The organism is Pseudomonas sp. PDM26 (assembly GCF_019219185.1).
In the GTDB taxonomy this organism is placed as follows: domain Bacteria; phylum Pseudomonadota; class Gammaproteobacteria; order Pseudomonadales; family Pseudomonadaceae; genus Aquipseudomonas.
Genome location: NZ_JAHUWC010000003.1, coordinates 172,088 through 184,886, shown reverse-complemented (window position 1 = coordinate 184,886; position 12,799 = coordinate 172,088). Strand labels below are relative to the sequence as shown.

12 protein-coding genes, 1 tRNA gene and 1 pseudogene are annotated in these 12,799 nt (G+C 58.9%); 9 read left to right on the top strand and 5 right to left on the bottom strand.

Annotation, left to right across the window (positions count from 1 at the left end; all coding sequences use genetic code 11):
• Nucleotides 1-108 precede the first annotated feature (108 nt).
• Together KW849_RS07880 and KW849_RS07875 are read left to right on the top strand one after the other, a co-directional pair.
• Nucleotides 109-1,197: an HlyD family secretion protein gene (locus tag KW849_RS07880; protein ID WP_218428883.1), complete on the top strand. Its 1,089-nt coding sequence runs from the start codon at nucleotides 109-111 to the stop codon at nucleotides 1,195-1,197.
• A gap of 49 nt (nucleotides 1,198-1,246) precedes the next feature.
• A complete protein-coding gene (locus tag KW849_RS07875; RefSeq protein ID WP_218429136.1) occupies nucleotides 1,247-2,737 on the top strand; it encodes an MDR family MFS transporter in 1,491 nt (496 codons plus the stop codon).
• A 137-nt stretch (nucleotides 2,738-2,874) separates the two neighbouring features.
• Here the strand turns inward: KW849_RS07875 and uvrB are convergent, their stop codons facing one another.
• Nucleotides 2,875-4,890, bottom strand: coding sequence for an excinuclease ABC subunit UvrB (uvrB, locus tag KW849_RS07870; RefSeq protein ID WP_218428882.1), 2,016 nt, complete (start codon nucleotides 4,888-4,890; stop codon nucleotides 2,875-2,877).
• Between the two features lie 336 nt (nucleotides 4,891-5,226).
• Between uvrB and KW849_RS07865 the strand changes: the two genes are divergently transcribed.
• Nucleotides 5,227-6,423: an amino acid aminotransferase gene (locus tag KW849_RS07865; protein WP_218428881.1), complete on the top strand. Its 1,197-nt coding sequence runs from the start codon at nucleotides 5,227-5,229 to the stop codon at nucleotides 6,421-6,423.
• Nucleotides 6,424-6,655: 232 nt separating this feature from the next.
• The gene (locus KW849_RS07860) at nucleotides 6,656-6,865 is read left to right on the top strand and encodes a hypothetical protein (protein WP_057396152.1); all 210 of its coding nucleotides are present in this window, start codon (nucleotides 6,656-6,658) and stop codon (nucleotides 6,863-6,865) included.
• Here the strand turns inward: KW849_RS07860 and KW849_RS07855 are convergent.
• Entirely contained in the window at nucleotides 6,862-7,092 is a 231-nt protein-coding gene (locus KW849_RS07855) for a hypothetical protein (protein ID WP_116582050.1), read from the bottom strand. The genes KW849_RS07860 and KW849_RS07855 overlap by 4 nt on opposite strands.
• A gap of 227 nt (nucleotides 7,093-7,319) precedes the next feature.
• Here KW849_RS07855 and KW849_RS07850 point away from each other — a divergent pair.
• The 4 genes and pseudogenes from KW849_RS07850 to KW849_RS07835 all read left to right on the top strand — a co-directional run bounded on the left by KW849_RS07850 (nucleotide 7,320) and on the right by KW849_RS07835 (nucleotide 9,394).
• Nucleotides 7,320-7,395, top strand: a tRNA-Asn gene (locus KW849_RS07850).
• Nucleotides 7,396-7,560: 165 nt separating this feature from the next.
• A pseudogene (locus KW849_RS07845) lies at nucleotides 7,561-7,809 on the top strand (Arm DNA-binding domain-containing protein); the annotation flags it as partial.
• A 101-nt stretch (nucleotides 7,810-7,910) separates the two neighbouring features.
• The gene (locus tag KW849_RS07840; protein ID WP_108217806.1) at nucleotides 7,911-8,243 is read left to right on the top strand and encodes a carboxymuconolactone decarboxylase family protein; all 333 of its coding nucleotides are present in this window, start codon (nucleotides 7,911-7,913) and stop codon (nucleotides 8,241-8,243) included.
• A gap of 44 nt (nucleotides 8,244-8,287) precedes the next feature.
• Nucleotides 8,288-9,394: an alkene reductase gene (locus tag KW849_RS07835; protein ID WP_218428880.1), complete on the top strand. Its 1,107-nt coding sequence runs from the start codon at nucleotides 8,288-8,290 to the stop codon at nucleotides 9,392-9,394.
• A gap of 105 nt (nucleotides 9,395-9,499) precedes the next feature.
• Here KW849_RS07835 and KW849_RS07830 read toward each other — a convergent pair whose 3' ends face one another.
• The 3 genes from KW849_RS07830 to KW849_RS07820 all read right to left on the bottom strand — a co-directional run bounded on the left by KW849_RS07830 (nucleotide 9,500) and on the right by KW849_RS07820 (nucleotide 12,053).
• A complete protein-coding gene (locus KW849_RS07830; protein WP_256357123.1) occupies nucleotides 9,500-10,273 on the bottom strand; it encodes a type 1 glutamine amidotransferase in 774 nt (257 codons plus the stop codon).
• A 68-nt stretch (nucleotides 10,274-10,341) separates the two neighbouring features.
• Nucleotides 10,342-11,229, bottom strand: coding sequence for a dihydrodipicolinate synthase family protein (locus tag KW849_RS07825; RefSeq protein WP_218428879.1), 888 nt, complete (start codon nucleotides 11,227-11,229; stop codon nucleotides 10,342-10,344).
• Between the two features lie 41 nt (nucleotides 11,230-11,270).
• Nucleotides 11,271-12,053 carry an aldolase gene (locus KW849_RS07820; protein WP_218428878.1) on the bottom strand — a complete coding sequence of 261 codons (783 nt, stop codon included), beginning with the start codon at nucleotides 12,051-12,053 and terminating at the stop codon, nucleotides 11,271-11,273.
• A gap of 135 nt (nucleotides 12,054-12,188) precedes the next feature.
• Here KW849_RS07820 and KW849_RS07815 point away from each other — a divergent pair, with 135 nt between their 5' ends.
• Nucleotides 12,189-12,725, top strand: coding sequence for a helix-turn-helix domain-containing protein (locus KW849_RS07815; protein WP_218428877.1), 537 nt, complete (start codon nucleotides 12,189-12,191; stop codon nucleotides 12,723-12,725).
• The last annotated feature ends 74 nt before the right edge of the window (nucleotides 12,726-12,799 follow it).

Genomic DNA, 12,799 nt, shown 5'->3' with positions numbered 1-12,799 from the left:
CGCCCGTATGCCGCGGATATCGGCCGACGGCATTTACCGTTTATCGGCTGTATGCCAGATTCACCTGCCGATAACTTCTCTTACAATTTCTCGACTACAGTTTTCCTCATGCCTGCCCAACTCAAGCGTCGCCTCTTCACCTTCCTGCTGATGGTCCTGTTGATTGCGGGGGGCCTGTTTGCCCACTGGTTCTTCAAGGGGCGCTTTTATGAAAGCACCGACAACGCTTATGTCCAGGGCGAGATCACCCGTGTGTCGAGCCAATTGGGCGCGCGCATCGACCAAGTGCTGGTGCAGGACAACCAGCATGTCGAGAAAGGCCAGTTGCTGATCAAACTCGAGGGCGACGACTTCCGCCTCGCTGTCGACCGCGCCAATGCCGTGCTGGCCACCCGCCAGGCCGAGCGCCTGCAAGCCCAGAGCAAACTGACCCAGCAGGCCAGCCTGATTGCCGCCAGCGAAGCACAAGTCGCGTCCAGCCAGGCCAGCCTGGGCCGTTCGCAGATCGACCTGACCCGCGCCGAGACCTTGCGCAAACCCGGCTATGTCTCGGAAGAGCGGGTGACCACCCTCTCCGCCGAATCCCACATCGCCCGCTCCCAGCTGGCCAAGGCCCAGGCCGACGCGCAAAGTCAGCGCCAGCAGGTCAATGCACTGACCGCCGAGATCAAACGCCTCGACGCACAGATTGCCAACGCCGAAACCGATCGGGCCCAGGCCGAGCTGAACCTCACCCGCAGCGAAATCCATGCGCCCATCAGCGGCCTGATCGGCCAGCGCGCTGCACGCAACGGCCAATACGTGCAGGCCGGCGCTTACCTGTTGTCGATCGTGCCGGACGAAGACATCTGGATTCAGGCCAATTTCAAGGAAACCCAGATCGGCCACATGCAGCCCGGCCAGAAAGCCGAGCTGACCTTCGACGCCTACAGCGACACCCCGATCCAAGCCCGGGTCGACAGCCTGTTCGCCGCCTCGGGCGCGCAGTTCAGCCTGTTACCGCCGGACAATGCCACCGGCAACTTCACCAAGGTCGTGCAGCGGATTCCGGTCAAACTGACCTTCGCCGCGGACAACCCGCTGCGCGGCAAGATCCGTCCCGGCATGTCAGTGACCGCCAAGGTGAACATCAAGGACGCCCCTGAAGACGCCACCACCAAAGTGAGCAGCAAAGACGCCGCTGCCAATGGCCGGTGATCAACTGATTCGCCCGGTCGGCGAACCGACCCGGCGCGACTGGATCGCGGTGATGAGCGTGATGCTCGGCGCCTTTATGGCGGTGCTCGACATCCAGATCACCAACTCCTCGCTCAAGGACATCCAGGGCGCACTGTCGGCGACCCTGGAAGAAGGCTCGTGGATTTCCACCTCGTACCTGGTGGCGGAAATCATCATGATTCCGCTCACTGCCTGGCTCGTGCAGTTGCTGTCGGCGCGACGCCTGGCCGTGTGGGTGTCCCTCGGGTTTCTAGCGGCCTCCCTGCTCTGCTCCATGGCCTGGAGCCTGGAAAGCATGATCATGTTTCGCGCCTTGCAGGGCTTTACCGGCGGCGCGCTGATTCCGCTGGCGTTCACCCTGACCCTGATCAAACTCCCGGAACACCACCGCGCCAAGGGCATGGCCATGTTCGCCATGACCGCCACCTTCGCCCCCTCCATCGGCCCGACCCTCGGCGGCTGGCTGACGGAAAACTGGGGCTGGGAATACATCTTCTACATCAACATCCCGCCCGGCCTGATCATGATCGCCGGCCTGATGTACGGCCTGGAGAAGAAAGAAGCGCACTGGGAGTTACTGAAAAGCACCGACTACGCCGGCATTCTCACCCTCGGCGTCGGGCTTGGTTGCTTGCAAGTGTTTCTGGAGGAAGGCCATCGCAAGGACTGGCTGGAGTCGAACCTGATCGTGACCCTGGGCAGCATCGCGCTGGTCAGCCTGATCACCTTTGTGATCGTGCAGTTTTCCAAACCCAATCCGCTGATCAACCTTGGCATCCTCGGCAACCGCAACTTCGGGTTATCCAGCATTTCCAGCGTCGGAATGGGGGTCGGGTTGTACGGTTCGATCTACCTGCTGCCGCTGTACCTGGCGCAGATCCAGAACTACAACGCCCTGCAGATCGGTGAAGTGATCATGTGGATGGGCGTGCCGCAGCTGTTTCTGATCCCGCTGGTACCCAAGCTGATGAAGTTCGTCTCGCCGAAATGGCTGTGCACGCTGGGCTTCGGGCTGTTCGGGTTGGCGAGTTTCTCGTCGGGCGTGCTGAACCCGGACTTTGCCGGGCCGCAGTTCAATCAGATCCAGATCATCCGCGCCCTGGGCCAGCCGCTGATCATGGTCACCATCTCGCTGATCGCTACCGCCTACATCCTGCCCCAGGATGCAGGATCGGCATCGAGCCTGTTCAACATCCTGCGCAACCTCGGCGGCGCCATCGGCATCGCCCTGCTCGCCACCCTGCTGGATGCGCGGACCAAGGTTTACTTTGACTACCTGCGTGAGTCGATCGTGCCGAGCAATCCGCAGGTGGCTGAACGGATCGCCTCGTTGACCGACCGACTGGGCAGCGAAACGGCGGCACTGGGCAAACTCAGCGAAATTGCGCATCAACAGGCGTCGATCATGGCCTATAACGATGCGTTTCATTTTGTCGGGATTGCGCTGGGGATCAGCATGCTGGCGGTGTTGCTGACCAGGAAGTTGCCGGAGGGGTTGAAGGCTGGCGAAGCGCATTGAGCCACCGCTCTACCTGTAGGAGCGAGCTCGCTCGCGAAAAACCCGAGAACGCCGCAGCGTGTCAGGTTTTTAGCGTTATCGTTGACGATCATCGTCGGAACGCCGCCCGGAGCAAGCTCGCTCCTACAGGGTTTGTGTTAGACCGTCAGAAGTCTTTCGCGCAACTTGGTAATCTCGTCGCGCATCTGCGCCGCCGCTTCAAACTCCAGATCACGCGCCAACGCATACATCTTCTCTTCCAGGGCTTTGATGCGCTTGGCGATCTCGCCCGGCGAGCGCAATTCCGCTTCGTACCTGGCGTTTTCCTCGGCGGCCTTGGCCATGCCTTTGCGCTTCTTGCTGCGCGAACCGGGTACGGTGGCGCCTTCCATGATGTCGGCAACGTCCTTGAACACGCCTTTGGGCGTGATGCCATTGGCCAGGTTGAAGGCGATCTGCTTGTCGCGACGACGCTCGGTTTCACCGATCGCCCGCTCCATGGAACCGGTAATGCGGTCGGCATAGAGAATCGCCCGGCCATTGAGGTTACGTGCCGCCCGGCCAATGGTCTGGATCAGCGAGCGCTCGGACCGCAGGAAGCCTTCCTTGTCGGCATCGAGGATCGCTACCAGTGAGACTTCCGGCATGTCCAGACCTTCGCGCAGCAGGTTGATGCCCACCAGCACATCGAAGGTGCCGAGACGCAGGTCGCGGATGATCTCGACCCGCTCCACGGTGTCGATGTCCGAGTGCAGATAACGCACGCGCACGCCGTGGTCGGCCAGGTAATCGGTCAAGTCTTCGGCCATGCGCTTGGTCAGCGTGGTGACCAGCACCCGTTCCTCGACTGCGACGCGCTTGGTGATTTCCGACAGCAAGTCATCGACCTGGGTCAGTGCCGGGCGGATCTCGATTTGTGGGTCCACCAACCCGGTCGGGCGCACCACCATGTCAATGACGCGCCCGGCGTGTTCGGCTTCGTAGTTCCCCGGCGTCGCCGAGACGAAAATCGTCTGCGGGCTGATGCTTTCCCATTCGTCAAAACGCATCGGCCGGTTGTCCAGCGCCGAAGGCAGACGGAAACCGTATTCGACCAGGGTTTCCTTGCGCGAGCGGTCACCTTTGTACATCGCGCCAACCTGCGGCACGCTGACGTGGGACTCGTCGATCACCAGCAAGGCATCCGGCGGCAGATAGTCATACAGCGTCGGCGGCGGCGCGCCGGCTTCGCGACCGGACAGATAGCGCGAGTAGTTTTCGATGCCGTTGCAGTAACCCAGTTCGAGGATCATCTCCAGGTCGAAACGGGTGCGCTGCTCCAGGCGCTGGGCTTCCACCAGTTTGTTATTGGAGCGCAAGTATTCCAGGCGCTCCTGCAACTCGACCTTGATCCCTTCGACCGCGCCCATCAGGGTTTCCCGTGGCGTCACGTAGTGGCTCTTGGGGTAGAAGGTGAAGCGCGGCAGTTTGCGAATGACTTCTCCGGTCAGCGGATCGAACGCCGACAGGCTTTCCACTTCATCGTCGAACAGCTCGATGCGGATCGCTTCGAAATCGGATTCCGCCGGGTGGATATCGATCACATCGCCACGCACTCGGAAGGTTGCGCGGGCAAAGTCCATGTCGTTGCGGGTGTATTGCAGGTCGGCCAGGCGTCGCAGCAATTCACGCTGATCGAGCCGGTCGCCGCGATCCACGTGCAACACCATCTTCAAATAGGTTTCCGGGCTGCCCAGACCGTAGATGCAAGACACCGTGGTGACGATGATCGCGTCCTTGCGCTCCAGCAATGCCTTGGTCGCCGACAGACGCATCTGTTCGATGTGGTCGTTGATCGAGGCGTCTTTCTCGATGAAGGTGTCCGAGGACGGCACGTAGGCTTCCGGCTGGTAGTAGTCGTAGTAGGAAACGAAATACTCCACCGCGTTGTTCGGGAAGAACGCCTTGAACTCACCGTACAACTGCGCCGCCAGGGTCTTGTTCGGCGCCAGCACCAGGGTCGGGCGCTGCACCTGGGCGATCACGTTGGCGATGCTGAAGGTCTTGCCCGAGCCGGTCACACCGAGCAGCGTCTGGTGCGCCAGCCCGGCTTCGATGCCCTCGACCATCAGGCGGATGGCTTCCGGCTGATCGCCGGCGGGCTCGAAACGGGTGACTAGCTGGAATTCAGACATGAAATACCTCTGGAATCACGCTTGCCGGCAAAACCGGCACGAACGAGAAAGACCGCAAACGACCGATGTCGCCCGAGGAAAAAACTGGATTGTGCTCAATGTGGAGCCGATTGCCAGCGCTTTCAAGGCAAACGTCCTACATCCGGTAAAGTCTGCGACACGGCCAATCGACTAACGGTCGAAAAATAATCGGAAAAACTTAACCGAAAAGCCGAATCGCCTGTCGCCAGCCATCGCCGATGGCCTCTATACTAGCTCCCCGTTTGTGCACCGCTCTAGTGCATTCGGCTGGAGCGCGACACGTCCCTCCACTCTCCATTCAGAGCCGCCGCAATAATGAGCCTGTTCTCCGCTGTCGAAATGGCACCACGCGATCCAATCCTGGGCCTCAACGAAGCATTCAACGCCGATACCCGTACCAACAAGGTCAACCTGGGGGTCGGTGTTTACTGCAACGAGGAGGGGCGAATTCCACTCCTGCGCGCCGTTGTCGAAGCCGAAACCATTCGCGCCGCTCAACACGTTTCCCGTGGCTACCTGCCAATCGACGGTATCGCCGCCTACGACCAGGCCGTGCAGAAATTGCTGTTTGGCAATGACTCGCCGCTGATCACCGCTGGCCGCGTCATCACTACCCAGGCCGTTGGCGGTACCGGTGCTCTGAAAATCGGTGCCGATTTCCTCAAGCAACTGCTGCCGAACGCCGTTGTGGCAATCAGCGATCCGAGCTGGGAAAACCACCGCGCGTTGTTCGAAACCGCGGGTTTCCCGGTGCAGAACTACCGCTACTACGACGCCGCGACCCACGACGTGAATCGCACCGGCATGCTGGAAGACCTGAAGGCGCTGCCAAACGGCTCGATCATCGTGCTGCACGCCTGCTGCCATAACCCGACTGGCGTGGACCTGAGCCCGGCCGACTGGAAAAACGTCCTGGAAGTCGTTAAAGCCAAAGGCCACGTGCCATTCCTCGACATGGCGTACCAAGGATTCGGCGATGGCATCGACGAGGACGCCGCTGCCGTGCGTCTGTTCGCCGAGTCGGGCTTGACCTTCTTCGCTTCCAGCTCGTTCTCCAAGTCGTTCTCGCTGTACGGCGAGCGCGTAGGTGCCCTGTCGATCGTCAGCGAATCGAAAGAAGAAAGCGCGCGCGTGCTGTCGCAAGTCAAACGCGTGATCCGCACCAACTACTCCAACCCGCCGACCCACGGTGCCAGCGTTGTCGCTGCGGTACTGAACAGCCCGGAACTGCGCGCCCAGTGGGAAGCCGAACTGGCCGAAATGCGCCTGCGCATTCGCGGCATGCGCACCCAGATGGTCGACCTGCTGGCACAAAAAGCGCCTCAGCGCGATTTCAGCTTCGTCGGTCGTCAGTGCGGCATGTTCTCGTACTCCGGCTTGAGCGTTGAGCAGGTTCACCGCTTGCGCAACGAGTTCGGCATCTACGCCCTGGACACCGGCCGCATCTGCGTGGCCGCGTTGAACCAGAGCAACATCAAGGCCGTTACGGATGCCATCGTTCAGGTGATCTGAATCGCGTCGTGATACAAAAAACGGGAAGCCATGGGGCTTCCCGTTTTTTATTTGTCGCAGATAAATCTCAAAGCCTTGTCCCACCCCTCTAAACTGCACACATCTACCCTGTAGGAGCCGGCTTGCCGGCGATGGCGGTCGATCCACCAGCATCAATGTTGACCGTTATGGCCTCTTCGCAGGCAAGCCAACTCCTACAGGTTGTCTTCACCCAGATGTTTCGAGAACCCACATGAAAAACGATGACCTTCGCGCTGACCGCGATGACCTGGATGACCTGGATCACTTCATCCCCCGCGCCCCGACAAAACGCGGCAACAACCTGGTGATGCAAGTGGCCGCCGGTGTGTTTCTCGGCGGCCTGGCCCTGTGGCTGGTGCAATTGGGTGCCACGGCGCTCTACGCCAAACTGATGGTTGCCACGATTACCTTCGGCGGTTAAGCCAGTTCGCTCGCACGCTGGCTGGCAGCGTCGTCATAGGCGACATACAGCGATTCGGCGATCTGACTCTTGATCGCCTTGGTGCTTTCCAGTCCCAGGACGAAACCTTCGGCCTTGCCGCCAGCGCGGTTCAATGCTTCAGCGGTGCCGGCCTGGGTGATGGCGTCGAACAACTTTTCGGCGTGGGGGCCGACACCTTTGGGCAGGCTGATCTGAGAGATGCTCATGGGTGCACCCCGTGGTGTCGAGGTGTGAGGGTCAAATGATTCATGGCGCATACCTTTTCGGCGAATGGCCGGCAGCGCGTGTCACCACTTCCGGGCGGCCATGGTAGACCTCTGGGGCGATCCTGGTAACCGCCAATCGCCGCTAAACCACCGCCCGTCCCGCTGATTCGCTCCAATTGTTATTCGATGCTTGACTTCCCTTTTTGAATCAGTAAGATACGCGCCATTCCGCGATAGCTCAGTTGGTAGAGCAAGTGACTGTTAATCACTGGGTCCCTGGTTCGAGTCCAGGTCGTGGAGCCATACAAGGTTCCAGAGAAGGCTTTCAAAATCTCTGAAACCACCGAAAAAACCCGCCTTCTCAGGCGGGTTTTTTCGTTTTGGCGTTCCGTGGAATCCCGGTGGGTACCAGCCGTTTCAAGGGTAGAGCCTGGGATAAAGGTCAGTTCGACAAAAGGGAGCCCCCCTATGTCGCACACTACTGCCCCATTCTCCAACGCCACTTGCCGCTCAGCCAAGGCCACCGACCGCGCCTACAAGCTTTTCGACGGCGACGGCCTTTACCTTCCAGTCCAACCCAATGGCCGCAAAGGCTGGCGTCTCGGATACGTCAAACCTGATGGCCGGGAAGGACTGACCTCATTCAGCAACTACCCCATCGTTGGCCTCGCCGATGCGCGCCGCAAGCGCTTGCAGGTCAAGCGAAATTGCATTGATAGTGAACATCAGCCCACTCGAATTGTTTGCCTACCAACTGGATGGTAGTTTATTAGCAAGTTTTAGATAACTGCAATTAACACCATCCCTGTGAGAATCCCATGCAAGACTGGAAGCAAACCCGCAAAGACATCAATACTCGCCTGGTAGAACTAAACGGCCTGTCTCCGGAAACAATGAAAGGCATGGCGGCGCTCGGCGCTGCCGGCGGCAAGACCAATCACCTGGACGCGAAGACCCGGGAACTGATCTCCCTCGCCGTGGCCGTGACCACCCGCTGCGACGGTTGCATCGCCTTCCACGCCGCCGAAGCCAGGAAACTTGGCGTCACCAGTGAAGAAGTCGCCGAAGCACTGGGCGTGGCCATCAACATGAACGCCGGTGCCGCGTTGGTGTACAGCACACATGTGCTGGACGCATTCGATAAGTCGTAAATCAAACGCTGAATTTCAACCTGTCAACGACTTCGAGACTCATCATGAATAAGCTGCTCTCCCCTTACGATCTTTCCGGTACTGCGCTGAAAAACCGGGTCGTCATGGCCCCCATGACCCGCACCCGGACCCTGGACAACATCCCTGACGAGTTCACCGCGCTGTATTACGCACAGCGTGCTTCTGCTGGTCTGCTGATCACCGAAGGCCTGCCGATTTCCGACGAAGCCCGTGGCTACCTGTACACCCCGGGTATTTATGCCGACGAACACTTGCCAGGCTGGCGTCAGGTCACCGACGCGGTGCATGCCAAGGGCGGGAAGATCTTCGCGCAGTTATGGCACGTTGGCCGTATGTCCCATATTTCGGTGCATGGCATGGTTCCGGTTTCTTCGGGTACTCAGCCGGCGGTCGATACCACGGTATATGCCTGGATCGAGCCTGGCGAATCCGGTCCAGTGCAACCCAGCGTGCCCCGTGCGCTGGAAACGGATGAAGTGAAACGTGTCATCGCTGACTTTGTGAAGTCTGCGCGCATGGCGATGGAGGCCGGTTTTGACGGTGTCGAAATCATGGCCGCCAACGGGTTCCTGTTCGATCAGTTCCTCAGCAGCGCCTTGAACACCCGTACCGACCAGTACGGTGGCTCGATCGCCAATCGCCAGCGCTTTCTGCTGGAAACCATTGACGCGATTTCTGCCGAAATCGGCGGCTCGAAGATTGGCGTACGGTTCTCGCCGTTTGGCCGCCTGTATGACTTTGGTGTGTACGAAGGTGAAGCAGAAACCTGGATGAGCATGGCGGCAGCGCTGAATGAACGCGAACTGGCCTACGTCCACCTGAACTACCAACCGACCATCGTCGCCGCTGAAACGCCGCCGGGGTTCGGCGCCGCGTTCCGTGAAGCCTACAAGGGCACCTTGATGGCCGCCGGTGGGTTTAACCAAGCCCTCGCTGAGTCGGAACTGGTTAAAGGTGAACTCGACTTGATCGCCTTCGGTACGGCCTACATCGCCAACCCCGATCTGGTGGAGCGCATGCAGAACGGCTGGCCACTGGCAGAGGGTGACCGCGCGACTTACTACGGTGTCAGTGATCGCATTGCCAAGGGTTACACCGACTACCCGGAATACGTTGCAGCCAAAGCCTGATTATTTGCACGGCCATGACCGGCAGAGAACGACTCAATACAGCGGCCTGTCGTAGCTGGCACACAAACGCCACTGCCTCCCAAACAGCGACGTTGTCTTGAGTCGTTACTCGGCCTGGTAATCGGCAACGAGCTTGTCCAGAAATACGAATAGCTTCTGGTTCATATCATCGTAATCGTTAGCCCGCAACGCGGCTGGTTGCTGAACAAAACGCCGGTCAGTGAGCGTTATCAGTTCCGCCTCCGATGCCTGGATCAGCAGTTCCACGACGTCTTTGGTGAGTTCCATATGGCATTGAAAGCCGTACACCAGATGGTTGTATTCAACGATTTGACGCGGGCAGCCCTTGCTGTACGCAATGATCCTGGCGTCCAGGGTGAGCCCTGGCATGTCATTGTGCCAATGGCCGACTTCCAGGGTTTCCCCGAAGTGCGAAAACTTCGGATTAGCCAAACCCTCTTGGGTTAAACAAATCGGGAATTTGCCAATTTCCTTTTCGGGGCTGTGGTTGAACGTGGCACCCAGTGCTTCCCCGATCAATTGCGACCCCAGGCAAACTCCAACCACAGCCCGCCGGGCCGAGATGGCTTTGCTAATGAGTTCCCGCTCGGCCAAGGCATTGAAATGTGGGCATTGCTCCAGCGTAGTCGCCGGATCTTGCGGGCCACCCAACACCACCAGAAGGTCGAACGATTCTGCGGTATCTGGCAGGACATCATGTTGGTAGACGCGGGAATAGGTGGCTTGATAACCGCGAGCTTTTACCCAGTCCTCAAATGCACCGGGTGCTTCGAAGGACTCGTGCATCACGAAATGGACTTTCAACGTTTTACCCTCGGCTTCCAGATATTCAGGTCTATGGTGATCGCGCTTGCGCAATCACGAAAATAACAACGCTCGCTGCCCTGTAGGCAGCGAACGCCTCATACGCTGCGTCGAACCAGCGACTACGATGCCAACTCGTCCAGCAGCCCTTTCAGGAAGATGCAACCTTGAGTATCGAGCGGTTGAAGTGGAAGGCGGGGGCCGCCGACGTCAAGCCCCTGCATCTTCAAACCTGCCTTGATAGTGGTCGGCAGGCCACGACGAGTGATGTATTCCAGCATTTCGTACTGGCGATAAAACAGCGTACGGGCTTCTTCCAGCTTTCCACGCTGCACGGCATCCCACAGCGCCAGGTTCAGCTCGGGAATGAGGTTGGGGGCGGCGGTACACCAGCCCGTAGCGCCGGCAATCAATGCCTCCAGGGCCAACGGGTTGCAGCCGTTGTAGAAGGCCACCTTGCCATCTGTGGCCTTGAACAGGCGGTGCATGCGTTGAATGTCGCCAGTGCTTTCCTTGACCATGGTGACATTCTTCACTTCGCTCAGAATGCGCAGGATCAGATCGACCGACAGGTCAGTGCCGCTGGTGCCTGGGTTGTTGTAGAGCATGATCGGGATGTTGATGGCTGCACCTACAGCCTTGAAATGATCGACGATTTCCGCATCAGTCAGCTTCCAGTAAGAGACCGCAAGCACCATCACAGCCGTGGCACCACAAGATTCAGCCAGTTGGGCACGCTGTACGGTACGGGCAGTGGTCAGGTCTGAAACGCTGACTACAGTCGGAACTCGACCCGCAATCTGTTCCTGGCTGAAGCGGACAACCGACTCCCATTCGCTATCCGAAAGATAAGCTCCCTCTCCGGTACTCCCCAGAGGGGCGATGGCATGCACGCCGGAAGCGATCAGTCTATCGATAGATTGCCCCAAAGCGACCAGATCCAGTGAGCCGTCGACTGCGAATGGAGTGATGGTGTAGCCGATAACGCCGCGAATTACAGAAGTAGACATACAGGCACCTTTGCCGTTTCTATGAATGAGTGGAGGTACGGTCAGGCCAGGCAGTCGCCATGAGCACGCAGTGCGCGCCGTGCGTAGTAGCTGAATGCAGCACCGTGACGTTTCGGGGTGGAGATCCAGTCGTGAGCTTCTTTGCCTAACGCTTCGGGAATGGGGCGAATTTCCCCTGCGCTCATGGCCAACAATTGCATCCTGGCCGCACGTTCGAACAACAGCGCCAGCACACAGGCCTCTTCAATCGAACCACCCGCAATCAGCAAGCCATGGTGGGAGAGCAAGATGGCGCGCTTGTCACCGATAGCCTTGGAAATAATCTCGCCTTCTTCATTGCCCACCGGGACACCTGGCCAATCCTTGAGAAAGGCGCAGTCGTCGAAAAGCGGGCAGATGTCCATATGAGAAACCGCGAGCGGAACTTCCAGCATCGACAGAGTGGCGCTGTGCAGTGGATGCGTATGGATGATGCAATTCACGTCCGGGCGGGCCCGGTAGAGCCAGCTGTGAAAGCGATTGGCAGGGTTCGCCATGCCTTGACCCTTAAGCACCTTGAGGTCTTCATCGACCACCAGCAGGTTCGACCCGCAAATCTCGTCAAAGCCCAGGCCCAGGCGCTGGGTATAATAGGTGCCCGGCGTTTCGGCACGGGCGGTGATCTGCCCGGCCAGCCCTGAATCATGGCCGCCGTCAAAAAGAATTCGGCAGGTGAGTGCAAGCTTCTGTCTCGGGGTATATTCGTTATCGATCAGCGCAGTCACCATTTGCTTCTCAGCGAGGGTGACGAGTTGATCCTTCGGGGTCTGCATGGTCGTGGTCACGGTCAGTACCTGGTCGAAAACAGCTCAAATTGCCAAGGAGTCGCTGCAACGACTCTCAAGGACACAGAGTGATCCTAATGACACCTTGTGTCATAATCAAGCCAAGTGTCATTATTTTTCAAGGAACAGCGTTGGATGGCGGTACAGCTGAGAATTTTGCGCAAGAAGATGGGGATAACCCTGGAGCAGCTGGCCGGGCAAACCGGATTGACCAAGAGCTACCTGTCGAAGGTGGAGCGAGGTGTGAGCTCGCCCTCCATTGCGGTGGCGCTCAAACTGGCCAAGGCATTGAATGCCCAGGCCGAAGAGTTGTTCAGCACCGAAGCGGTGCCCGCCGAAGGCTACAGCCTGGTTCGACGCCAGCAGCGCGAGGCCAATGAAGGCGGTGTACCAACGGCTCACGTACCGCTGGCGCGCCATATCGGTCATCGGGCATTGTTGCCATTTCTGGTCTACCCGCCACGCTCGTTTGGCCAGTCCGCCTTCAAGGAACACCTGGGAGAGGAGTTCATCTACGTGGTTCGTGGCCGTGTCGAAGTCGATTTCGGTAACGAACGGCAGACCCTGGATGAAGGCGACGCCCTGCATTTCAATGCGCAGAAATCTCACCGTTTGCGCACAGTGTCTGACGAGCAAGCAGAGTTGCTCGTAGTCGTACATAGCTCGGATTAGGCGCCAGGGTTCGATCAGATCCGGGTGTCACGCGGCGGCGTAGCAAGGCATTCAAATAAGTGGTTTCATCGTAG